At 41.6% G+C, this 23628-nt stretch carries 26 protein-coding genes; 1 reads left to right on the top strand and 25 read right to left on the bottom strand.

The genetic code is table 11. The features are described from left to right. Positions 1-44 precede the first annotated feature (44 nt). The 18 genes from HMPREF3108_RS07915 to HMPREF3108_RS08000 form a co-directional block, all read right to left on the bottom strand. Positions 45-737, bottom strand: coding sequence for a methionine ABC transporter permease (locus tag HMPREF3108_RS07915; RefSeq protein ID WP_008808468.1), 693 nt, complete (start codon positions 735-737; stop codon positions 45-47). Position 738: 1 nt separating this feature from the next. After that, the gene (locus HMPREF3108_RS07920; RefSeq protein ID WP_048778265.1) at positions 739-1803 is read right to left on the bottom strand and encodes a methionine ABC transporter ATP-binding protein; all 1065 of its coding nucleotides are present in this window, start codon (positions 1801-1803) and stop codon (positions 739-741) included. Continuing rightward, positions 1796-3169 carry a M20/M25/M40 family metallo-hydrolase gene (locus HMPREF3108_RS07925; protein WP_048778263.1) on the bottom strand — a complete coding sequence of 458 codons (1374 nt, stop codon included), beginning with the start codon at positions 3167-3169 and terminating at the stop codon, positions 1796-1798. The genes HMPREF3108_RS07920 and HMPREF3108_RS07925 overlap by 8 nt, the downstream gene beginning before the upstream one ends. Before the next feature lie 122 nt (positions 3170-3291). Then, on the bottom strand, positions 3292-4155 hold the full coding sequence (locus HMPREF3108_RS07930; RefSeq protein ID WP_045634279.1) for a MetQ/NlpA family ABC transporter substrate-binding protein: 864 nt from the start codon (positions 4153-4155) through the stop codon (positions 3292-3294). Positions 4156-4188: 33 nt separating this feature from the next. Further along, positions 4189-5046: an amino acid ABC transporter substrate-binding protein gene (locus HMPREF3108_RS07935; protein ID WP_172455820.1), complete on the bottom strand. Its 858-nt coding sequence runs from the start codon at positions 5044-5046 to the stop codon at positions 4189-4191. A gap of 188 nt (positions 5047-5234) precedes the next feature. Continuing rightward, positions 5235-6368 carry an amidohydrolase gene (locus HMPREF3108_RS07940; protein ID WP_048778260.1) on the bottom strand — a complete coding sequence of 378 codons (1134 nt, stop codon included), beginning with the start codon at positions 6366-6368 and terminating at the stop codon, positions 5235-5237. Positions 6369-6478: 110 nt separating this feature from the next. Continuing rightward, positions 6479-7588 (bottom strand): DUF4352 domain-containing protein, encoded by a 1110-nt coding sequence (locus tag HMPREF3108_RS07945; RefSeq protein WP_048778258.1) that lies wholly within the window; start codon positions 7586-7588, stop codon positions 6479-6481. 122 nt (positions 7589-7710) lie between these two features. After that, a complete protein-coding gene (locus tag HMPREF3108_RS07950) occupies positions 7711-8427 on the bottom strand; it encodes a YebC/PmpR family DNA-binding transcriptional regulator (RefSeq protein WP_008808461.1) in 717 nt (238 codons plus the stop codon). Positions 8428-8656: 229 nt separating this feature from the next. Further along, a complete protein-coding gene (locus HMPREF3108_RS07955; protein ID WP_061596120.1) occupies positions 8657-9487 on the bottom strand; it encodes a DUF6612 family protein in 831 nt (276 codons plus the stop codon). 62 nt (positions 9488-9549) lie between these two features. Further along, on the bottom strand, positions 9550-10641 hold the full coding sequence (locus HMPREF3108_RS07960; protein ID WP_061596121.1) for a nucleotidyltransferase: 1092 nt from the start codon (positions 10639-10641) through the stop codon (positions 9550-9552). A 1-nt stretch (position 10642) separates the two neighbouring features. Continuing rightward, positions 10643-11377, bottom strand: coding sequence for a class I SAM-dependent DNA methyltransferase (locus HMPREF3108_RS07965; protein WP_070494448.1), 735 nt, complete (start codon positions 11375-11377; stop codon positions 10643-10645). Positions 11378-11451: 74 nt separating this feature from the next. Then, positions 11452-11817 carry a ribosome silencing factor gene (gene rsfS, locus HMPREF3108_RS07970; protein ID WP_045505699.1) on the bottom strand — a complete coding sequence of 122 codons (366 nt, stop codon included), beginning with the start codon at positions 11815-11817 and terminating at the stop codon, positions 11452-11454. Positions 11818-11826: 9 nt separating this feature from the next. Continuing rightward, entirely contained in the window at positions 11827-12429 is a 603-nt protein-coding gene (gene yqeK / locus HMPREF3108_RS07975) for a bis(5'-nucleosyl)-tetraphosphatase (symmetrical) YqeK (protein WP_048778249.1), read from the bottom strand. Beyond that, positions 12426-13058 (bottom strand): nicotinate-nucleotide adenylyltransferase, encoded by a 633-nt coding sequence (locus HMPREF3108_RS07980; protein ID WP_002901026.1) that lies wholly within the window; start codon positions 13056-13058, stop codon positions 12426-12428. Before HMPREF3108_RS07980 ends, yqeK begins: the two co-directional genes overlap by 4 nt. Positions 13059-13086: 28 nt before the next feature. Then, positions 13087-13398 (bottom strand): ribosome assembly RNA-binding protein YhbY, encoded by a 312-nt coding sequence (gene yhbY / locus HMPREF3108_RS07985; protein WP_002896287.1) that lies wholly within the window; start codon positions 13396-13398, stop codon positions 13087-13089. Between the two features lie 107 nt (positions 13399-13505). Further along, a complete protein-coding gene (gene yqeH / locus HMPREF3108_RS07990) occupies positions 13506-14612 on the bottom strand; it encodes a ribosome biogenesis GTPase YqeH (protein ID WP_048778246.1) in 1107 nt (368 codons plus the stop codon). A 2-nt stretch (positions 14613-14614) separates the two neighbouring features. Next, positions 14615-15142 (bottom strand): YqeG family HAD IIIA-type phosphatase, encoded by a 528-nt coding sequence (locus HMPREF3108_RS07995; RefSeq protein WP_048778244.1) that lies wholly within the window; start codon positions 15140-15142, stop codon positions 14615-14617. A gap of 185 nt (positions 15143-15327) precedes the next feature. Beyond that, on the bottom strand, positions 15328-15765 hold the full coding sequence (locus tag HMPREF3108_RS08000; RefSeq protein ID WP_256262234.1) for a hypothetical protein: 438 nt from the start codon (positions 15763-15765) through the stop codon (positions 15328-15330). A 418-nt stretch (positions 15766-16183) separates the two neighbouring features. On the opposite strand from HMPREF3108_RS08000, the gene HMPREF3108_RS08005 reads away from it, so the two are divergent. After that, positions 16184-16810 (top strand): TVP38/TMEM64 family protein, encoded by a 627-nt coding sequence (locus HMPREF3108_RS08005; protein WP_046165068.1) that lies wholly within the window; start codon positions 16184-16186, stop codon positions 16808-16810. Positions 16811-16870: 60 nt separating this feature from the next. Here HMPREF3108_RS08005 and HMPREF3108_RS08010 read toward each other — a convergent pair whose 3' ends face one another. The 7 genes from HMPREF3108_RS08010 to gatC form a co-directional block, all read right to left on the bottom strand. After that, positions 16871-17782, bottom strand: coding sequence for a DMT family transporter (locus HMPREF3108_RS08010; protein ID WP_048778242.1), 912 nt, complete (start codon positions 17780-17782; stop codon positions 16871-16873). Positions 17783-17879: 97 nt separating this feature from the next. Then, complete coding sequence (locus tag HMPREF3108_RS08015) at positions 17880-18926, bottom strand: 2,3-butanediol dehydrogenase (RefSeq protein WP_048778240.1); 1047 nt, start codon at positions 18924-18926, stop codon at positions 17880-17882. 231 nt (positions 18927-19157) lie between these two features. Further along, positions 19158-19451: a hypothetical protein gene (locus HMPREF3108_RS08020; protein ID WP_048778237.1), complete on the bottom strand. Its 294-nt coding sequence runs from the start codon at positions 19449-19451 to the stop codon at positions 19158-19160. Between the two features lie 218 nt (positions 19452-19669). Further along, positions 19670-20362 (bottom strand): hypothetical protein, encoded by a 693-nt coding sequence (locus HMPREF3108_RS08025; RefSeq protein WP_048778235.1) that lies wholly within the window; start codon positions 20360-20362, stop codon positions 19670-19672. 51 nt (positions 20363-20413) lie between these two features. Beyond that, on the bottom strand, positions 20414-21847 hold the full coding sequence (gene gatB / locus HMPREF3108_RS08030) for an Asp-tRNA(Asn)/Glu-tRNA(Gln) amidotransferase subunit GatB (RefSeq protein ID WP_048778233.1): 1434 nt from the start codon (positions 21845-21847) through the stop codon (positions 20414-20416). Then, on the bottom strand, positions 21847-23313 hold the full coding sequence (gene gatA, locus HMPREF3108_RS08035) for an Asp-tRNA(Asn)/Glu-tRNA(Gln) amidotransferase subunit GatA (protein ID WP_070494169.1): 1467 nt from the start codon (positions 23311-23313) through the stop codon (positions 21847-21849). The genes gatB and gatA overlap by 1 nt, the downstream gene beginning before the upstream one ends. Next, a complete protein-coding gene (gene gatC, locus HMPREF3108_RS08040) occupies positions 23313-23615 on the bottom strand; it encodes an Asp-tRNA(Asn)/Glu-tRNA(Gln) amidotransferase subunit GatC (protein WP_005591696.1) in 303 nt (100 codons plus the stop codon). The genes gatA and gatC overlap by 1 nt, the downstream gene beginning before the upstream one ends. Positions 23616-23628: the final 13 nt, after the last annotated feature.

Genomic DNA, 23628 nt, shown 5'->3' on the forward strand with positions numbered 1-23628 from the left:
TTAACCAAAGAACAAGCTAGCCAAAATGGCTAGCAAATTAACTTCTATTTATGACTTAATTTTTTAGTCAAAAAGTCTCCTGCAAATTGAATCGTAAAGATGATAGCTACAATGACAACCGTCGCAAGAATGGTAACGTCATTATTATACCGGTTAAAACCATAAGCAATCGCTACATTACCGATACCACCTGCACCAACTGCACCCGCCATCGCAGTTTCGCCAATCAAAGAAATCAAGGTGACTGTCGTTACACGGATTAAATCTGGTAGACCTTCAATAAGATAGACACCAATAATATCCCATAAAGTTGCACCACTAGCCTGGGCTGCTTCAATCACTCCACCATCCAACTCAGATAAAACAACCTGAACTTGACGGGCAAAAAAGGCATAAACGGCAAATGAAAGTGGCACAATAGCAGCGTTTGGTCCAATTCCTGTCCCAACAATCAAGTGAGAAAAAGGTGATAGGACAGCCAACAAAATGATAAAAGGAATCGCACGGAAGACAGAAGTCACTTTATCCAAAATCCAGAAAGCCACCTTATTTTCCAGAACTCCACCTGGCTTGGTTAGAACAAGAAAAAGTCCTGTTATAAGTCCAAAGAAACCACCAATCAAGAAAGAGATTACTGTCATATAAAGGGTCGTATAAATTGCTGTTCCCCAGCCTGCTTGACCAGTCCAGCCCATCCTATATACATTTGGCAAATAAGTTTCGATTAATTTCAGCATCTTATGCACCTCCCTTTAGAACAGTCAAACGAACGCCTGCTTCACTAATAGCCGTCTTAGCCGCAGTAAGATTTTCTGATTCGCCAGACAAGACAACTACCAAAGCACCAACAGGTGTATGGTCCAAAATTTCTATATTCCCATATAAGATATTGGCAGTAACTTGATATTTTTTGTAAATTTGATTCAACAAAGGCTCATCTGTTGCTGTACCCGCGTACTCCAACTGCACCAAGATACTATTCGGAGCCAGATTCTGCACAATTTCTTGCTTTTCGATTTTAACCATGGCTTCATTAATTCCTGTTGCTGTTGTAATGAAGTCTCTAGTCAAATCCTGATTAGGATTAGAGAAAATATCGAGAACAGACCCTTCTTCAATCAATTGTCCATCCTGCATTACTGCTACTCTGTTAGCAATATCCTTAATGATTTGCATCTCGTGAGTAATAAGCACAATCGTTAAACCTAATTTTTGGTTCAAGTCTTGCAAAAGAGCCAAGATTTGCTTGGTCGTCTTAGGATCTAGAGCTGATGTTGCTTCATCTGAAATCAAGATTTTTGGATCATTAGCTAAGGCACGAGCAATCGCTACACGCTGCTTTTGTCCACCTGACAGCTGTGAAGGATAGTTCTCAGCTCGATCTGCCAAGCCTACCAAATCTAGCAACTTCTTCACCTTCTCTTTTTTCTCTTCCTTAGACAGTCCTGAATGCTTCAAGGCGAAAGCAACATTTTCTTCAGCTGTCAACTGACTCATTAGATTGAAGTGTTGGAAGATCATCCCAATATCCTGACGCTTTTGTCGTAACTGAGTTGCAGAAAGTTGAACTCTTTTGTCCTTGAAAATGACATCATTGTCAACGGTAATAGTTCCTCCAGTCGGTACCTGTAAAAGGTTAATCACCCGAACCAGAGTAGATTTCCCAGCTCCAGAATAGCCAACAATTCCATAGATATCTCCTTGGTTAATGCGGATACTCAAATCTTTTACAGCTTGGATTTGACGTTTCTTCTGCTGAAAGGTCACATCAATCCGATCTAATGTAATAATTTCTTTACTCATAGCTTGCAATCAACTCCTTTACTAATTCTATATGGGTGTAGTAATCTGCTAGGCGAACATTCTCATCTCCACCATGGTCCCGGCTGTTAGCATGTCCCAAGCCAAAGGCCATCATTGGTACCTTTAAAGCATCATAAACAGTAAACATAGGTCCAGTCCCGGCAGAAGTAGGCAGCACTGCTACTCCTTCGCTGTAATATTTCTTGGCCAACTCAATAACACTAAGAACAGACGGAGCACTCATGTCGCTGCGGTAGCTCATTTCTCCCAATGTATAAATAAGCTCTACCTTAGGATAACCGTTCTTGACCAGTTGTTTTCGAATCTTATCAAGCACATCTTGTGGTTCTAAACCAGGTACGAGTCTCACCTCAAGCTTGGCCTTAGCTTCTGAAGGCAGGATGGTCTTGACACCCTGACCTTGATAACCTGAGGATAATCCCTCAATATTGATAGCTGGTTCAAAGAAATAACGCCGTAGGAACTTTTGCCCTTCCTCCTCAAGCAGGGGCAATTCTAAACCATAAATTTGTTTTAGTTCTTCTGGGTTGCGTCGCGCAAACTCCTCAACCAGAGCTAGTTCTCGTTCGTTTGGCTCGACAATTTGTTCATAGATGCCTTCTACCAAGATGCGACCGTCAGCTCTTCGCAAGCTAGCTAGCGCATTTAAAAGATACCAGCTACTTGAATCAATTACGCCACCAAAACTCGAATGTATATCTACATCAGCGCTTTTCACCTTGGCATCAAAGGTTACAATGCCTTTATTTCCGCCTGTGATTTCTAACTGACCCAGTGCATTCCGGCTACCCTGTTCCCAGATGAGGAGATCGGCGCCGGACAATTCCTCCTTGTGCTTTTCCAAATAGCGATCCAAGTCAGTCGAAGCAGACTCTTCCGCTCCCTCTATAATAAAAGTAACATTCACAGGTAAATCTTGCTTACCTTCTCGATACTTCTGCAAGGCTGTCAGGCGAGCCACGATGTGCCCCTTGTCATCGTCAACACCTCGGCCATACATGACCCCATCTCTGACAGACAAGGTGAAAGGATCTTCTGTCCAAGGTTGATCACTATCTGCAGGTACTGTATCATAATGGTTGTAAAAAATGATACTTTTAGCATTAGGATCTGAACTCTTAAAACGAGCAATGACAAAAGGAGCTCTGTAACTTGCATCAACAGTCACTTCTGCACCAGCCTCTTCAAAAACTTCTCTCAAATAATCTGCTACTTCTTTCAAGCCTATCTGCTGAGCAAAAATAGATTTTTTAGCAATCAACTCCCGTAAAACCTCAAAATAAGCCTGCGCGAGTTCATCCTCTTCAAATTTTTGTAACTGCTCTTTTTCACTGAAAAAAGCCATAATTCCTCCCATAAATAAGGCGATAAAACTCAGCTGGTCATCCCAACTGAGTTTTATTAAACACTTTCAGTCTTGCATGCTTGATAAATCCATTAAGACTGGTGCCTACTGTCTTTTACTTCTTACCAAACTGGCTCAAGCAAGCCATCTGAAGTTTTTTCTGTTAACTCTTTAACATCGTCAGAATGGTAGGCTGCAATCAACTTCTTAATTGCATCAGCCTTGTCAGATTTTTCCCAATCTTTCTTAGCTGCAATGATGTTGTACCATTGTTTAGAATTTTTATCTTTTGGTTCGATAAACAAAGCTTTCTTATAGTCTAATTTTGCTTCGTTTACGAAAGTGTTGTTTACAACAGCAGCGTCTACTGAAGTCAGTGAGCGAGCAGTTTGACTAGCATCCAATTCCGTAATTTTCAATTTCTTTGGATTTTCTTTAATGTTTGCAACTGTTGCAAGCTCGTTACCAGATTTGTCCAATTTAATTAGGCCAGCAGCTTGAAGCAAGTTCAATGCACGGCTTTCGTTAGTCGCATCATTTGGTACAGCGATTTCTGCTCCATCTGGAAGTTCGTTAACTTTTTTATACTTATTTTTACCGTCTTTTGTACCGGAGTAGAGACGGATTGGTGCGATGTAAGTATCCGCAATCGCAACTAGATCCTGATTATTTTCCTTATTCCAGTTGTTAAGGTAGTAGTAGTGTTGGAAAGCATTGACATCAAGCTCACCATCTGCCACGGCCTTATTTACTTGTGGGTATTCTGTAAATGGAGTAAAATCAAGTTTCACGTTTTCTTTTTCAAGTTTCTTTTGAATGAGATCCCAACGTTGTTGCTCATCGTTGTCAATGGTCATTGTACCAATTTTAATGGTTACTGTTTTATCTTTGCCATTTCCTGATTCTTTATTAGAAGCTCCACAAGCTGCCAAACCAAGGACTGCAACCGCAACTGCAGCTGCTCCAAACCATTTTGCTAATTTCATATTCTTATCTCCTTATAGTTTAAGTCTTATTAATTATTTAATATCTTTTGCCTCTGGAAGGTAACTACCACCGAAGTATTTTTGAGAAAGTTCTTCAAGAGTACCATCTTCGTATAGTTTCTTAATACGTTTGTCTACAAAAGTTTTTAATTCTTCTTGTCCCTGAGCAAATAAAGGATAAACATATGGCTGTTGATCGCTAGGAAGTTCAATGACTTCTAGATTTTCCAAATTTTGTTCTTTGATAATGGTATCAACAGAAATACGTTCAAAAATCTTGTAATCTGCACGACCCTCATTCAGATTCACTAGGATTTGTTGAATCGTTCCGTCCGTGTAGTTAATTTTCGTTTCCTTTTTAGGATGCTCTTTGTTGTAGTCTTCCAGCTGTTTCGCTGTAGAAGTTCCTTGTACCACTTCCGTCGATTTACCACCAATATCATCTAAAGATTTAATATCTGTTCCCTTACGAACTACTAAAACAGTTGGGTTTTTAGCATATGGGTTTCCATAAAGATATTTACCAGCACGTTCTTTTGAATAACTAATATTGTTGGCACCAATTTGGAAGCGATCGCTATCCAAACCAGCAAAGACAGAAGTCCATTTAGTTTTATTGAAATTGATTTCATACTTGTCTGATCCCTTAAAGACCTCTCTAAGCACTTCAATTTCATAACCTGTTAATTTTCCATCTTCATCATCATATGAGAAAGGTCGGGTTGTTCCAACGGTTGCAATTTCAACTGTTACCTTCTTCTCATCTGATTTACCTGATTCAGACTTGCTATTTGAAGCTGAGCAAGCAGCTAAGGTTCCGACTGCTGCAAAAGTAAGAGCAAGAAGGGCAGAATATTTAACTAATTTTTTCACAGATATTCTCCTATTCATTTATAAACTATGTCCTATAATAACAAATATCCCTAAGCTTGCCTAGTATATATTTTTTATCAAGGGTATAAATTTTATTTATTGCAGGCACACAATAAAGGCACAATAAAATCTCCTTGCCACTGTTCTATCTTAACAAAAGGAAGGAGATTTGCCTAGTTTCATTTTTTTATATAGGGATATAGTTGTTATTTATAGCATCTTAATAAGCAGAGGGCGCTTTCGACATAATATGGAACAGATACTTTAAAAGCTTCGTCATCAATAGTCATAGTGTCATGGTGGAGATCTGGTGCAGCATCTGCTCCATTTGAACCAATAAAGGCAAAAACTCCTGGAATCTTCTCCTGATAAAAAGCAAAGTCTTCTCCAGCTGTGGAAGGCCTGGCCTCCACCACCTCAGCAAATGTTTTAGAATTTTCAAATAAGAGTTCGGTCAAATCCGGATCATTATAAGTCACAGGTGGTGTTTGATCCCAAGTAATAGAAACTCGTGCACCAAAGTTTTCTGCTGTATTTTCAACAATTTTAATAAAGTCTTCTTTTAATTTTTTTTGAGAGTTTGGGCTAAAGGATCGAATGGTGCCTTCAAAAAAACCATTTTGGGGCAGAACATTCCAGGTAGTTCCTGCCTCGATATGGGTAATAGAAAGAACATTGGCTTCAAAAGGGGAGACCGTTCTGGCCACCAAAACTTGCAAGGCTTGGACCATACTAGTCAAGGTTATGACTGTATCAACACCCAGATCCGGCCGTGCAGCATGGCTACTAATCCCTTCCACTTCTACCTTGAATTTCTCTACTCCAGCCATCATAGCCCCTGGCTTTAAAGCTAACTGATTTGCTTTTAGCTGAGGCATATTGTGAAAACCAACAATAGCTTTCACATCATCTAAATAGCCTGTCTCTATAACTTCCAAAGCTCCGCAAGAAGTCTCTTCAGCAGGTTGAAAAATAAGACGGATTGTCCCTTGCAAATCTTCCTCCATAGCCTTGAGCAGTTCAGCTGCCCCTAAGAGACTTGTCTGATGAAAATCATGTCCACAGGCATGCATGACACCTGGATTTTGACTGGCATAAGGCAGATTAGTCTGTTCAAAAATGGGCAGTGCATCTATATCAGCTCTCAGGGCAATTATAGGCTGTCCGGAGCCGATTTCAGCAATTAGACCTGTTTTCAGATTAGAATCTAATATTCTAATCTCAAGGTCTTCCAGATATTTTTTTAAAAAATCCGTTGTTTGATATTCCTGACCAGACAGTTCTGGATGACGATGGAGATAATGGCGGGTTTGTATTAGTTTGTCATAAAATTTCTTCATAGCAGGCTCCTTTTCCTCTAACTTATCTATTCTCCAGTATAGCACAAAGCTTAAGGAAGAAACAAAAAAGAGAGACCTGATGGATGAATCAGGCTCTCTTCTTTTACTTTTTATGATATATCGCCTTCAAAAGCGACAACAATGGAATCATAAGTATAATCTGGTTCTACAACCCATTTCCCATCTGTCTTAACAAATGTCAACTGGTATTCAGATTCAGTTGTAAGAAGAGGATGAGAATCTAAACCAGCCGTCATCACGTCAGCATAATTCTTGTCAATTGCCTTATTAATTTCGGTCAGATTGGCATATTCTGAACGATGTTTTTCATAAAACGCTTTACGATGGTTTAAAATCGTTCTACTTAGACTGATCGTTTTTGGTCTAATCTTGATCACAACCGAATTTGGTAGGTACTGAGTTACCCTATAAGAAATCTCAGCCCTTTTGGCATTCATTTCTACATAAGAATCGATAAAAGCATTAACTTCGTCATCAGTAAATGGATAATCATGTAATTTACGCTTGAAATCCTCTGTAAACGCTGCCCTGAAGTCACTTTCATTTTGGGACAGGTCGCCTCCCAAAACAAAATCTTCCTTACCACCAGATGATTTAGCCTCATCCTTACTTTTAGCTTTTCCGCCCAAGAAAACAGTATTGAGATAGTCAAAAGCAAGTTTCTTACTTTCTGCCACCTGATTAGGATACTTAGCTGGATCAATAGTCAATTTAAATCCTTTGATTTTCTGTTTTGGGTTATAAATCTTTTTCTCATACTCAAGTTCATACTTACCGTTGGTTTCAACCTCAAAGACTAAATAACCAGAAAGAGATTTTCCTGCCGAGAGATTATCGAATTGTATTGTCTCAAAACCATGCTTATAATCACTGACTCTGCTTAACTTAACTTTTTCACCATTAGGATTATAGATATCAATATCAGAAGGAGAAATTCTAACTGTTTCATCTGATTTATTCTTAATTTCCAATTCCAAGGCTAAATATTTTGAATTTTCTTTTCCATCACTTGGCAGAATATACTGGCCGCCCTTTACTTTCATTTCTATCTCTTTGTTGCTAGCTGATAGGGCACCTGATTTCGCCTCTTTCTGCTCTGCTGGAGTGCCCCCACCCTTACTTTGGCCAGGAAGTAGATCACAAGCCATCAAGCTCAGTCCAGCTACAAGTATGGCTACATATTGAAAGATTTTTTTCATGCTTGTCTCCTTGAAATAATATGTTCTCTTTATTTTATCATAATCGCCTTAACTGGTAAACGTCATTTGGAGTTTTCGATTATAATAAAAAAACCTGCAGTTCCAACTGCAGGTCCAGTAGATTAAAAGCCTTCGACATTTGTGTAGACTTTTTGAACGTCTTCATCGTCTTCAAGGACATCTACTAATTTTTCAAAAGTTGCAAGATCATCACCAGAGAGTACCACTTCTGACTGAGGAATCATTTCTAACTCTGTCACTTGGAATTCTTCAATGCCAGACTCACGCAGAGCTACGATAGCCTTGTGAAGATCCGTTGGTGCAGTATAAACCGTAATTGTTCCTTCTTCTGCTTCAACATCATCTACATCGACATCTGCTTCCAAAAGCAATTCAAAGATGCTATCTGCATCATCTCCTGCAAATACAACAACTCCTTTGTTGTCAAAAAGGTAAGAAACAGAACCACTTGCTCCCATGTTCCCACCGTTTTTACCAAAAGCAGCACGAACATTCGCTGCAGTGCGGTTCACATTTGAAGTCAAAGTATCCACGATTAACATTGAACCATTAGGCCCAAAACCTTCGTAACGACCTTCTGTAAAGGTTTCATCTGTATTTCCCTTTGCTTTATCGATAGCTTTATCAATAACGTGCTTTGGTACTTGTGCTTGCTTAGCTCGGTCGATAACAAATTTCAGAGCTGTATTTGTTTCCGGATCTGGATCACCTTTTTTCGCTGCTACATAGATTTCAACACCGAATTTAGCATATACTTTTGAGTTTGCGCCATCTTTGGCCGTTTTCTTTGCCACAATATTGGCCCATTTACGTCCCATTGGAGGTTCTCCTTTTAATAGTTTACATTTTAATCTTTCTTATTATAACACAGGAACAAGGAAAAATCACTAAGAAAAATAGTCTAATTTGCTCTCTTTTATATCTTTTCTTTCACAGAAAAGAAGATCATTACCTGTTAACCTTAAACTTAAAATTCCCCATTGACTTGCTCTTTCTGAACTTAGCCTTGGAAAACTGAAATAGAATAACAAAGCTCAACTCACCGGCTTATTGCTCTTTTTTCTCGTCAGAGATAGTTGGAATGTCTTCCTTTTTAACCAAGTTCCAGTCTGAGTAACTCGTTTCACTCTTGATAGCAAGTGTTCCTTGATCACCAGAGGTAGATATATTCATCTTAAATTCTTTGAGGAATTTGCTTTTTTTGTCAATCTTTACGGTCAATTCTTTTTTGAAGTTGGATTTAGGAAATTGAGAAAAGTTAAACCGAAACTCTTTCCCATATACTCCTAAAATATCCGCATCTTGAGTTTTCAAAGTAAAGACATAATCGTTATCTGTCTCTTCTAGTTTTAAGTCTTGTGCTAGTTCATTTAAGCCATTTAAGAGTTGGAAATAGTCTGGATAAACAATATACTTTCCTCCTTTTTCTTGGACCTCTTTATCCCATTCACCAGTTTTATTATAACGGGTATATAATGGAGCCTTTTCACCACCAGGCATCAAGAGTTCTTTAAAATTCTCTTCTCCATCTTCCACAGTCTTAACTGTAATGCTTGCCATCTCTACTTCTTGTTTTTCGGTCTTATAGATAACTTGCGAAGTCATATTTTGTTCTTTTTGAATCTTTTTATCTGTTGTTCCCAGCAAGCCACCTATATTGGTTTTTTGACGAACACTAGTCATTTTTTGATTAGCAGTTTCTATTTCTTCTAGAAGAGTCGCTATATCCTTAGTTTTACTAGAACTTTGACTAGTTTTTTTCTGAGCACTGTTTTCTTGACCATTGGCCTGCTTATTATTGCTTGAGTTCGAGCAGGCACCTAAGCCAAGGGCAATGATAGCCAAGAGGGAAAGTAAGATTGATTTTTTCATTCTCATAAAAGAAGACTCCTTTTTCTATTCTTTGACTTCTATCTTTCTAGTTTAGATAGAAGTTTTCTTTACAACAAAATCACCGGAACTCGTCCAAAATTCTGTTCCTTAAGTGCAGGATTTCCTAGCTGGTAGACCTTGTCGGCCTGCTGGGTCAAACTGTCCCATGGTTCCTTGCCAATACGGCTGACCAATTCAACTTTTCCCTTAAGCTTGGACAAATGTTGACGCCCCTGTTCAGAAAAACCTAAAATATGGATTCCAGACGGAAGCTCTTCTTGCCTAGCTCCGACCAGGATATAGGTCAGCAAACGCCGAACCCGAGCCTTGGTATAGCGCTTTGTAGCCACCTGCTCAACTAGCTCTTCTATGGTCTCACTGCTTTTCAAGGCCTCTCTAATCCTAACGGCCAACTCCTGATTGACCTGATAAAAGTCTGTCAAATCCGAACAAGTCACTATCTGGTAACGGAGATAAGGAAAGAGGTCCGACCAGGTCACCTTGGGAGCCGCTTCAATCAAGTGATGGGCTGGGGTGAATTTTTTCAGAAAGTCTGGCTTATCCAGATTCTGACGAAGGGCTGTTGCCGAAGCAAATTCCTGATCAGCTGACAAGGAATGATAACCAGCTCCCTGACGTTGAATCGGACACAGCTTTATATCTTTTCCCGTCACAGCCTTGGCATAGGCCAAGCCCAAGATATGATTGGGCGTAGAGCCTGAGAAATTGAGCCCTGCAAACTCCTGCCACATAGCCTGAGTCTTCTGGGGATAGGATAGGGAATCAGGCAAGCCAGTCAGATAAGCCGCCATCTGCTCTGCCTTTTCAGCATAGACCTTGGAAACACTCTCATAATCCAGCACTTCCTCGGTCCCAAAAGTCAGCTGTTCGATGCCCAGTCTCTCTAAGATGTCTACTGCCCCCTTAGCGAAAAAGTCCGCCGCCTGAACGCTGACCAAGAAAGGCAACTCAAGAACCAGATCCGCTCCAGCTTCTAAAGCCATCTGTGCCCGAGTCCACTTGTCCACGATAGCCGGCTCCCCTCGTTGAACAAAATTTCCACTCATAGCGATAATTTTCAGACCAGTAGCCTGCTCCAGCAGATATTTGTGTCCATTATGAAAAGGATTAAACTCTGCGATAATACCAGTAACTGTCATCTCATTTCTCCGCCACAAAGAACCAGCGAGCGCTCTTGTCAGTTGGCTCCTTGTCCTCAAAGTCCGCGTACACCTTGACGTTCTTAAAGCCAGCCTGCTCCAGCAAGATATCATAGGTCAGAATCTCATAGGTCCGCTCCTCATGCACCTCATCATGGCGCGTGAAACGCCCATCCTCATCTTGGACAAAGAAGGTCAGCTCATGCACGATGGAATGAGGCGGTTCGTCCGCATAAGAATCCCAGACCATAGCAAAGGTTTCAGCATTTTCATGATAAGAATAGCCTGGAAAAACCTCGTCAATCTGGTAAATCGAGTGGACATCAAAGATAAAGCGACCGCCCTCATTTAGATGCTGGTAGACTTGAATGAAAACCTGACCGACATCAACTTCATCCTCCATATAGCAAATCGAGTCCGAATAGCAAGTCACTAAGTCAAACTGACCGACACCACTCAAATCCAGCATATTGCCCTGGATAAAGGGAATGTCCAAACCGGCCTCTCTGCTGCGCTTCTCTGCCAAATCCAGCATTTCCTGACTCAGGTCCAGCCCCGTCACCTCAAAACCAGCCTTCTTAAAATAAATGGACTGAATACCCGTACCACAGGCCAGCTCCAGCAGCTTTTTCTTATCCTTGGGAAAATGACGCAGGCTGAAATCTGTCCACTTCTCATACAAAGAATCATCCATAATCGCATCGTAAACCGACGCGAAGGTTTCATAAGTTGCCATACTTTTCCTTTCAAAAATAGCCCAGCCAGCAGGCTGACTGAGCCAAATTCTGCTTTCTGCCCAAGGGCAAAAAATCACTTATTCTTTTCTTCCAATAAGGCTGCAACATCCACACCAGTTGCTTCGTGCCACAACTTTTCCAGATTGTAATGCGCCCGCATTTCCTCAGAAAAGACATGGACGACGATGCCTCCCAAGTCTAAGAGTACCCAGCCACCAGCTGCATCTCCCTCAATATGACCAGCAGAAACACCAGCCGCAGCAGCTTTCTCACGGATATTTTCAGCGACCGCATCCAGCTGACGGCTGTTCATCGAGCTGACGATGACAAAGTAATCTGTCACAGTAGTCAGACCTTGCAAGTCCAAAGCCACAATATCTTCTGCACGCTTTTCATCGGCCGCCTTCACGACCAGTTCTAATAATTCTTGTTCTTTCATAGTTCCTCTTTAATTTTCTTCTATTTCCTTCAAATATCCTACAAAGGCATTATAGGTCTCGAAGGTCTGCGGATAGATGGGCATTCCTTTGTGAGCCAAATGCTCCACAGTCCTTGCGGTTTCATAGGCCACAGCTTGATCGAGCGACCGCTTAGCCAGCTCTCTGGCCTTGTCCACTCCTGGAAAGTCCCGGTTGTGTTCAATATAGTCGGCGACATAGACCACCTTGTCCAGCTCAGACATGGTGCCACTGCCCACTGTATGGATTTCAATGGCCCGCAGTATCTCAGCATCTTCGATGCCTAAATCTTCCTGAATCTTGTAAATACCCACCATGCCATGCCAGACATTATTACCCCAGTTTTTCAGGTCAGGATCTAGCTGGTATTTGTCAATCAAGGATAGAAAATCCTCGTCCAAGACCTTCTTAGCATAGTCGTGTAGAAGGCCTGCCAGACCCGCTTTTTCGACATCAAGACTGAAGCGCTCCGCTAATTCACGGGCAGCCTTTTCCACACCTAGACAATGCCGCAGGCGCTTCTCGGGCATGACTGTTTCCATCTTAGCCAGCAAAGCTTCACGACTCATACTGATATAGCTTTCATAGGTCATAGATAAAGCCCTTCTTTCTCAATATAGTCTAAGACTGGCTGAGGCAGCAGGAAATTAGGAGTCCGTCCCTGAGCCAGAAAATCCCGCACCATGCTGGAGGAAATGTCCATGAGGGGCACATCCACCCAGATAACAGGGTAAGAAGTCCCCGCCTTGTAGCGCGGTCGCTGAACACCAACAAACTGAACCAGTTCAACCAGCTCATCAATCCGGTACCACTTGGGCAGATAATCCACCATATCTGCACCGATGATAAAGTAATAGTCTGTATCTGGGTGCTGCTCTGTCAAGAGCTTCATGGTGTCATAGGTGTAAGAAATTCCCTTGCGCTCCAGCTCAATGGTTTCAATCCCTAAGCCTTCAATGCCCTCAATAGCCAGCTCCAGCATTTTCAGCCGATGCTTTTCATCAATGGTCTCTTTCTTATCCACATGGGGTGGCTCGTACTCTGGCATGAGCAGGACCTGATCCAAGCCTAACTGTTGTCGGACCTGATCCGCCACGACCAAATGAGCATTGTGGACAGGGTTGAAATTCCCACCTAAAATACCAATCTGCTTGCGTTTTTTATCTTTAACTTCTGGTTCTAATTCCACCTTGGTAAAGGGGGTCAGTAATTCAATAGCCATAGGATGACATCTCCACAGAAATTTTTCCTTAAATTTGTTTTACTTTAACAGAGAGTTTGCGATTTTCTTTCTTGCTGGACTGCTTGTAGAGAATCAAGATCCGGCCAATCTTCTGCACTGTATCTACTCCGATTTCTTCTTCCAGAATCTCAGCGACCTCGTGGATATTCTCATCTGTATTCTGCAAAAGTGTAACCTTAATCAGTTCTCGAGCATCCAGTGCTTGACGGACGCTGGTTTTGATTTGGTCATTGAGTCCATTTTTCCCAATCTGAATGATAGGTTTGAGACTGTGTGCCTGACTGTTGAGAAAGGCACGTTGTTTTGATGTTAGTGTCATGTTCTTCTATAAGGCTTGATACAGTTGGGACCTGCTTGTCACCCCACTGCTCATGGCCTTTTCCTTCCTTATTTTAAGGAGATTTATTCCCCTTGGTTTCTTGAGTATTATATAATAGCTTTCCGAGTGACAACCGCCACACCCTCTGGCGCCCATCCGGCTACTCGGGCAGGTCCACTGACGCGAATCCAGCCCAGACCAGAGAAGACGATATCTGTCTTGTCCTTGATGGTAAATTCATGCTTGACCAAGGCTGGAAACTCTTCCTTTTCTTTGCCAACTGGCGGCATCAAGAGACTGCCGACATGCTTGTCATAAAAATCGCTAGCACCTTCCAACTTGGTCCGGTGGAGCTTAAGCTCATTGTCAAAATAAGCTGTGAAGCCCTGCTTATCGCCTGCCACAAAGTCAAAGCGACCCAAACCACCCAAGAAGAGGGTTTGCTCTGAATTGAGCTGGTAGGTTTTGGGTTTGATTTCCTTTTTGGGACTGACGTATTTGAGATTCTTAGCAGATAGATAGTGAGCCATCTGGTGACGATGAATGATACCCGGCGTATCATAGATATGACTGCCATCCGCCAAAGGAATCTCGATTTTATCCAGAGTCGTACCTGGGAAGCGAGAAGTCGTAATAATATCCTTGTCGCCTGTGATTTCCTGAATAATCGCATTAATCAAAGTGGATTTGCCCACATTGGTCACGCCGACCACATAAACATCACGCCCTTTACGACAGTGCTCAATCTTGTCAATCAAGTCCTTGATGGCCTGCTTGTTCTGAGCAGAGGTCAGGACCACATCGACTGGACGCAGGCCTTCTTCGTGAGCCCGCTCCGTCAGCCATTGTGTCACCTTGCCATCCTTGACCGACTTAGGCAGAATGTCCTTTTTATTCCCAACCAAGAGAACATCGTTTCCAGCAACAAAGCGAGGCAGGCCAGGGATGACAGATCCATTAAAGTCAAAAATATCGATAACATTGACGACCAAAGCATCGCTATCTCCAACCTCGTGCAGAAGCCGTAGAAAGTCATCATCCGTCAGCTGGACATCGCTGATTTCATTATAATGGCGCAGGCGGAAACAGCGCTGACAATAGAGTTCGCCTGTCTCCAAGCCTTTTTCCAGAGCTGACTGAGGCGTGTAGCCTAGCTTGTCCTTATCTTCGGTCTGAATAGTGGCTCCGCAGCCGATACAGAGAAGTTCTTCCATGCTTAAATTCCTTTTTTGTATTGAATTGGGCCGTATTTTTCAGTAATTTTCTTGAGCACACGGCGCTCACGCGCCCGATTGATCTGGGTCTTGATAGAGTCATGCTCAACCAGTGGTTTAACCAAAATTGAACGAATCCCAGCCCGATGAGCCGCCCGAATATCCGTCATGAGCTGATCGCCCACCATGACCACTTCATTTTTTTCAAAATGAAAAAGCTTGAGCGCTCGGTCAATACCCCAAGTGAAAGGCTTCATCGCCCAGTAGACATAGTCAATTTCAAACTTTTCAACAGCCCGCTTGACCCGTTTTTTGTTATTATTGGACACTACGATAATCCGAATATCCGCGTCCCGCAAATCATGGAGCCACTTCTTCATCTCTGGGGTCCCATCTGGATTATTCCAAGCAATCAGGGTGTTATCTAAATCCACCAAAACCGCTTTGATCCCCTGTTTTTTCAAACTCTCTACTGTCAAATCGTAAACTGCCTCGACCGCAAAGTCCGGCATATAATCTTCAATCGCCACATCTCTCTCCAAAAATTCGTATTCTCATTATTATAGCATAAAATGGGCTTTTTGGCACTCATGCTCCTATTTCTTCTAGAGTGGCTAGGTGATGTTCACTTTTCTATTTTCCAAGCAAATAAAAATAGCTCCCCAAATGAGGAACTTCGTTTTAAAATGGGCCAAAGATTATGCTCATAAGACCACTATCTATTTTTTTCGCTCTCTAACTTTTTTTCATGAAGTTCTTGAAGATAGCTGACAATGCCATTAAAAGACGATTCTTTAGCTTTTTTGATATGAAGTATCTTCGAAAACTTCTGAAAATCCTTTTCCTCCTTACCAGGAGCGATACGAATATCAACTGATTGCCATTCACCATCTTTCTCTTCGTAACCTACTAAAGCAACTAAAAATGATTTCCTTAATCTATGCTCACCTGTTAACAAATTTGCTGTGTCACTAAAAAGACCATCATAATATGAAGGATTAGATAGTGCAAACAGTATAACATCTGCTTTCTTAAGCTCTCCATCAACGCTTGATAAGGGCTGCTCTTCTACATACTCAATCTGTAAACGAATTTCTACTGGAATTAACGAATAGTAAAGAATATCTTTATTATAAATTGAATCTGGATTCATAATTTTGTCATAGCTATTCACATACTCTGCGACTCCTCCCAAAAGGAACAAGAATAAATAACTAGCGATAAATAGTAAAATTCGTTTTTTCCGAAAAATAAGTACCAAATAATTAAAAATAGCGCAAAGAGAATAATTGTATAAGGGTGGAAAAATGTTCTTATGAGATTCTCATATGCAATCTCCCACAGTTTTTGATGATATAAGTTTAAATATTCTTCCAAAATTGCTTCTCCTAATACACTGAAATTTTAATCTAAATCTATGTAATCTTTCCAATTTTTGCACAATTATAGATTATTGTCAATTGCTTATATAATTTTATCATCTTTTAGAATTTTGGACCCTCACAGCCCAAAGCTTACAAAAAACGTAAAACATGCTATAGTAGAATTAGTTTATTTCATTGGAGGAGAGTATGTCAGAGAGAAATCGACAATTACAGGCTGTGTCCCCTTTTTTACAAAAAGTTATTAATTGGTCTTCTATTATTGGAGCTGTCGGGACTATCGCCTTTTGTATCTGGGCTTATCAGGCTGGAGTTTTACAATCAAAAGAAACACTCTCTGCTTTCATCCAACAAGCAGGCATATGGGGACCCCCACTCTTTATTTTTTTACAAATTCTGCAAACTGTGGTCCCAATTATTCCTGGAGCTTTAACCTCAGTTGCTGGTGTCTTTATCTATGGGCATATCGTAGGAACGATCTATAACTACATCGGTATCGTCATTGGTTGCGCCATCATCTTCTACCTGGTTCGAATCTATGGCCCAGCCTTTGTTCAATCCGTTGTCAGCAAGCGAACTTACGATAAATATATCGGCTGGCTCGATGAAGGCAATCGTTTTGATCGTTTTTTCATCTTTATGATGATTTGGCCAATCAGCCCCGCAGACTTTCTTTGTATGCTGGCTGCCCTGACCAAGATGACCTTTAAACGCTATATGATTATTATCATTCTGTGCAAACCCTTCACACTAGTTGTTTACACCTATGGTTTGACTTATATTATCGATCTCTTCTGGCAAATGGTCCCCAAATAAACAAAGCAAAATCAGCAAACTAAAAGACCGAGGCATTTGCCTCGGTCTTTTGATATAGATTTATAAAAGTCCTTTTTTTCTTTGAATGAATAAATCTTTCAAGGAAATCAACATCACGGCAGCTAGGATCATCCCCATTCCCAGAAAATCCAAGGCATAAAAATGTTCTTGCATAATTAGAAAGGCAAAGAATACAGCAGAAATTGGCTCAATTGAAGCTAACAAGCTTGATTTTACCGGCCCTACCAAACTTGACCCTTTCAAGAAGACGGTGTAGGCAAAGATCGTTCCAATCACGATAATACCGAGCAGGGCAAAGAGAATATCCAGGCGAAACTGCCATTGATGCTGAATAAGCCCACTGAAAGGAAATAACAAAATCCCCGCCATAGTCATGCCAATTCCAATGACCAACATACTGCCCCATTTCTTAATCAAATCAATGGGCAAAAGGATATAGAGCGAATAAGTAAAGGCCGAAAAGAGACCAATAAGCAAACCTTTTGGTGTCATAGAAAGCTGATTGAGCTGACCATGAGTGGCAATCAAGAAAGTCCCCCCAATCGCTAAAAACATGGAGCATACTTCAGAAACTGTTGGGGCAACCTTGTCTTTGATACAGGTGTAGGCTAAAATTCCCACAGGGCATAAATATTGTAGCACTGTTGCTGTTCCTGCATTTGTTTCATGAATAGCCTCCAAATAGGCGTATTGATTAAGAAAAAGACCAAACAAAGCAAAAACAAAGATCATCACGAGTGATTGCTTGTCCTTCCAGATCTGACCAAATGACTTGGGATCAGCAAAATAAGCCATCCCCATCAGAGCAAGACCCGCCACTAATAAGCGAAAGTTGGTCAAACTCAGAGCAGAAAATCCGTGCACCATCAAATATTGGCCACTCGTTCCAGACAGCCCCCAAGCTGTCCCAGCCACTAGTGTATAAATGGTCCCTCTTACTGTCTTAGACATCCTAAATTTCTCCCCTATTACTTTGTTTATTATAGCATAAACCATAAATAAAAATCAGCCAATTTTGACTGATTTTCATATCATAGTTGAGCAAAATTTATTCAGGGGACACCAAAATTTTAATCTGAGCCTTATCCTGAGTCAGCTCGATAAAGCCTTCTTGCACAATATCCTCCAGCTTAATCTTCTTGGTCACAAGCTTATCCGCAGAGAAGTAGCCTTGCTCCATCAGCTCCAGCACCTTAGGGAATATATGCCGATAGGCGATAATACCCTTAAGCGATTTTTCTTGAATGGCAAATTCATTAGGGTTGATACTAGCTTCTCGTTCCCAGATAGAAACAACCATACATTCTCCAGCCTTGTGGACAGAAGCCAAAGCTTGTCCCAGCACAACTGGCACCCCAGTTACTTCATAAGACACATCTGCTCCACCACCCGTTAAACGCTGGATAGCAGCTACCACATCTTCACCTTCTTCTGGTCGCACAATGATGGCCCCAAGCTCCTCTGCTTTTGCTTGGCGCTCTGGAGATAACTCGACACCATAAATCTTAGAGGCACCGGCCGCCCGCAAAGCCTCTACAATCAAGAGCCCGATTGGTCCCAAACCAAATACAACCGCTGTATCGCCCGTCTTAAGAGCTGACTGACGAACTGCATAAACTGCCACAGCAGCAGGCTCTGTCAAGGCTGCCTGCTCATAGCTAAGACTATCTGGAACTTTGTGAACAATGTCTCCATCCAAAACACAGTACTTGGCAAAACCACCATCAGCAGCCAAACCGACAAAGTTTAGATTGGGGTCCAGATTGTAATCACCGACAAGATTATGCTTAGCTAAAATAGGTTCAACTGTTACCCGATCGCCAACTTTGACCCGTGTTACGTCACTTCCAACCTCAACAATTTCCCCAGCAAACTCATGTCCCAAGGTTACAGGCGCTTTCTGTCCAGAGTAGACATGCTCTGTTTCTGTCGGAATAAAAATTGGTCCGTCCAAGTATTCATGCAAGTCAGTACCACAGATTCCTGTGAACTTGACCGCAATCTTGACCTGATGAGGTTTGACTTCTGGTACGTCCACCTCTTCAATGCGAACATCTTTAGCTCCATACCAACGAGCAGCTTTCATTTTTGCCATAAACATACCTCGCTTTATAAATGATCAGCTCAATTGTAAGCCTTTTTATTTTTCTTGTCAAATGATTAATAGAATCTCAGAAAAAAGTTTTAATTTTAAAAATTTGATACTTCTAATCAAATCACTTTATTTGTTATAACCATAGTAGAGACAAAAAATCAGTCACTTTTGACTGATTTTTTCTATGATTTAGAAACTGTTAAATTCCGCTCCTGCTGCAATTTGGAAATATTAACCCTCTATTTCAAGAAGTAAATAAGGTAAGCCTAAGATAGTCCCAAGAATTCCAAGCATAACACGAATTCCAGAAGCTTTAACAAGTACCTTTTGGCCATTTTCTACTTGAATTTTATGAGACTTCATAAAACTTTGTCCAACCTGTAGCTCAATACTGTCTCCCTCAAATGACAGAGTTTTGCTTTCATTATTTGAAAGTTTATGTACAAGTTCACCATTAAGATATACCGCTACTTTTTGAGCAACACCAACCATACCCGTATCACGCGTAATTGTAATTTCCGACATAACTAACTCCTTTAATTTTTATCTATTCTATCATATCGGATATTTCAAGAAAAAGCAAAAAACCAGCCTCACGACTGGTTTTCTACTTATTTCTATAGTTTTTCCAACTCTTCATTGAGCAGCTTTTGTGCTACTTGCGGAGGTCCTTCAATATCTCTGTTTAATAAATGACTTTCTCGCATTGTCCACTTTATTTAATTCATCTGTTTAAGCATTTATCACTCCAGATCTACCATGATTGAATTCGTAATGACAAGTAATCGTCCTTTGTCAGAGAATTCTAATATCAGCTCAAAATGGCCTTTGCTATTAATCATCACATCCACATTAGTTGAACAATCTTTTTTAAAACCATACTTTTCTTTTAAATTATTAAAGTATTTACTAGTATCTACAATATCATAATCAATCCTTTTCATTCCTGTACCAGGATGTTTGGCCATATCATCAAAAACAGATAGCTTTTTAAAAAATTGAGGTTCTAATTTCAGATTTAAAACATCTAAATCATACTCTTGAGACACCTCCTTATCATATTGTAATTTCATGTTATGGTAATGAACAGGAAACTCCGTAGTTTGTCCTTCTTGCTCAATTATGTACTCTCCCGTATTATCAGGTTGTAAATAAACACTCCTTGATATTTTATTACCAGTACTTTCATCCATCATAAAAATTTTACTACTAAATAATTTCACATTTGACAAATCTTTCTTTTCTTCCGCTAAAAAATCAAACAGTGGCTGAAACTCCTTCTCCAACTCGTACTGTTCTTTTGTACGATTTTCTGGTATTTTCTCTCCACATGCTCCTAAACTCACCATTATTAACAGTCCACCCAGTAGCAGAACAATCAGTTTCGAGAGATGTTTCATCTGTATCGCTCCTATGCTTTTTTTATATTTTAGCATATTTTATTTTCCACAACAAAAACCAGCCTCACGACTGGTTTCTACTTATTTCTATAGTTTTTCCAACTCTTCATTGAGCAGTTTTTGTGCTACTTGTGGGTTGGCTTGGCCCTTGGTTGCTTTCATGAGCTGACCGATCAAGGACTTGGCTGCATTCTTATTACCGCCCTTATAGTCATTGATAGCTTTTTCGTTGTTAGCAAATACTTCTTGGATGATTGGCAGAAGCTGGGCAGGGTCTGAGATTTGAATCAAGCCTGCTTTTTGTACATATTCCTTGGCAGAACCACCATTTTTAGCCAGATGGACAAAGACTTTCTTAGCGATCTTAGAGGAAATTGTTCCGTCTGCAATCAGGTCAATCATCTCCGTCAGGTTCTCAGGCGTCAGCTCAATCTCAGAGATGGTCTTACCTTCAGCGTTGAGGTATTGTGCCACATCTCCTTGGAGCCAGTTAGAAACAGCCTTGGCGTCACCGCCTGCGGCAACAGCTGCTTCAAAGAAGTCTGACACAGCCTTAGTCGCTGTCAACTGCTTAGCATCGTAGTCAGATAGACCGTAATCGCCCACATACTTAGCCCGGCGTTCTTTTGGAAAGGCTGGTAGACTGTCGCGTACTTGCTCAATCCAAGCATCCTCAATCTCAAAGATAGGCAGATCAGGCTCTGGGAAGTAACGGTAGTCCGCTGAACCTTCCTTAACCCGCATAAGCAGAGTTTCGCCAGTTGCTTCGTCATAACGACGAGTTTCCTGACGGATTTGGCCACCGCTGCGTAGGATTTCAGCCTGACGTTTTTCCTCAAACGCTAGACCCTTGCGGACAAAGTTGAAGGAGTTAAGGTTTTTCAGCTCAGTCTTGGTACCAAACTCTTCTTGGCCGTAAGGACGGATAGAAATATTGGCGTCAACCCGCATGGAGCCCTCTTCCATCTTGACATCAGAAATGCCCGTGTACTGGATAATTTCCTTGAGGGCAGTCAGATAGGCATAAGCTTCTTCTGGACTGCGCATATCCGCTTCGGATACAATCTCAATCAGAGGCACCCCTTGGCGGTTGAGGTCCACATAAGAGTAGCCATCACTGCCGTGGGTATTCTTTCCAGCATCTTCTTCCAAGTGGGCCCGCTCGATACGGATTTTCTTGGTCGTGCCATCTTCTAGCTCAATTTCAATCCAGCCATTGTAGCCAATCGGCTCATCAAACTGAGAAATTTGATAGGCTTTTGGATTGTCCGGATAGAAGTAATTTTTGCGGTCAAAGTGCATCTTCTGGTGAATATCCATGTTCAAGGCCAGAGCAGCCTTGATACCATAGTCAATGACACCCTTATTCATAACAGGCAGGACACCTGGGAAGGACCAGTCAATGATATTGGTGTTGGCATTTGGATCCTCACCGAAGTGAGCTGGAGCTGGTGAGAAAATCTTTGAATTGGTCTTCAATTCAACATGGACTTCCAGTCCGATAACTGTTTCAAAGTTCATTATTTTTCACCTCCAAAGATAACTGGCTGCTGTTTGTGGTAGTCAGTCGTCGCTTCAAATGCTGCGGCTGCTTGATAGATAGTCGATTCATCGAAGTGGTTACCAATCAGCTGCAAGCCAACAGGAAGACCATCTGCAAAGCCAGCTGGGATTGAAATGCCAGGTAGGCCAGCCAGATTGACTGGAATGGTCAAAAGGTCAGCCAGATACATAGCCACTGGATCTTGGTTTTGACTGCCCAAGTCATATGCTACTGTTGGTGCAGTTGGACCTAAGATCAAGTCATATGTTTCAAAAACCTTAGCAAAATCTTGCATAATCAAGGTCCGAACCTGACCAGCTTTCTTGAAGTAAGCATCATAGTAACCAGATGACAAGCTGAAAGTACCCAGCATGATCCGACGTTTCACCTCTTCACCAAAGCCTTCGCTGCGAGATTTGACATAGACATCTTCTAGATTTTCAATGCCTTCTGCGCGGTAGCCATAGCGAATACCGTCAAAACGTTGCAGGTTAGAGCTGGCTTCAGAGGAAGCAATGATATAGTAAACAGCCACACCGTACTTGCTATGAGGCAGGCTAACTTCTTCAACGATAGCTCCCAAGCTTTCCAAGTGCTTCGCCGCTGCTAAAATCGTTTCCTTGACCTTGCTGTCAATTCCCTCACCCATGTATTCCTTAGGCAGGGCAATCTTCATTCCCTTGATGTCTTGGCCAATCTTGCTGGTAAAATCTGGCACTGCTTCTTGTGATGATGTAGAATCCTTAGGATCATTACCAGAAATAACATTCAGAAGCTGTGCATTTTCCTTAACCGTTTGAGAGAAAGGCCCAATCTGGTCTAAAGAAGAACCAAAAGCAATGAGACCAAAACGGGAAACCCGTCCGTAAGTTGGCTTGAGGCCGACTACACCGTTAAAGGAAGCAGGCTGGCGAATAGAACCACCAGTATCAGAACCCAGTGATAGACGGACCTGACCAGAGGCAACAGCTGTCGCTGAACCACCAGATGATCCACCAGGAACCTTGCTGCTGTCCCAAGCATTCTTAGTCGTCTTAAAGTAAGAGTTTTCGCTAGAACCACCCATGGCAAACTCGTCCATGTTGGTCTTCCCAACGATAATCATATCCTTACCGTAAAGCTTCTCTACGCTGGTCGCATCGAAAATCGGCTTATAGTTGTAGAGCATTTTAGAGGCAGCCGTCGTCAAAATTCCCTTGGTTGAGATATTGTCCTTAACCGCCAGCGGAATTCCGCTCATGAGATTGTCAGCATCAATGCCCTTGGCATCTAGAGCCGCAGCCTGAGCCAAAGCTTCCTCTTCGCTAACAGTAATGAAGCTGTCTACAGCTCCTTCACGTTCTTTAATATCCGCCAAAGTTGCCTGAGTTAACTCTACCGCAGAAATTTCTTTCTTGACCAGCAAATCATGCAACTCTTCAATGGTCTTGTGATTAAAAGTCATTAGGCATCTCCTCCGTCATCTAGGATGGCAGGCACTTTGATGTAGCCCCGCTCTTTTTCAGGTACATTTTGGAAAAGCTCTTCCCGATTCCAGCCTGGCTGTGCCACATCTTCTCGCATATAGTTGATATTAGCAGCCACATTGGAAGTGAAAGGTACACCCTCCGTATCTACTTCATTAAGCAATTCAACCATATCAACAATCTTAGACAAGGTCGTTGCAAACTCAGCTGTTTCTTCTGGTGAGAAAGCCAGTTTTGACAACTTAGCTACATGACTTACTTCTTCTTGAGTAATCTTCATCTCTGATTCCTTT

This window comes from Streptococcus sp. HMSC10A01 (assembly GCF_001807785.1).
GTDB classification, from domain to species: Bacteria; Bacillota; Bacilli; order Lactobacillales; family Streptococcaceae; genus Streptococcus; species Streptococcus gordonii.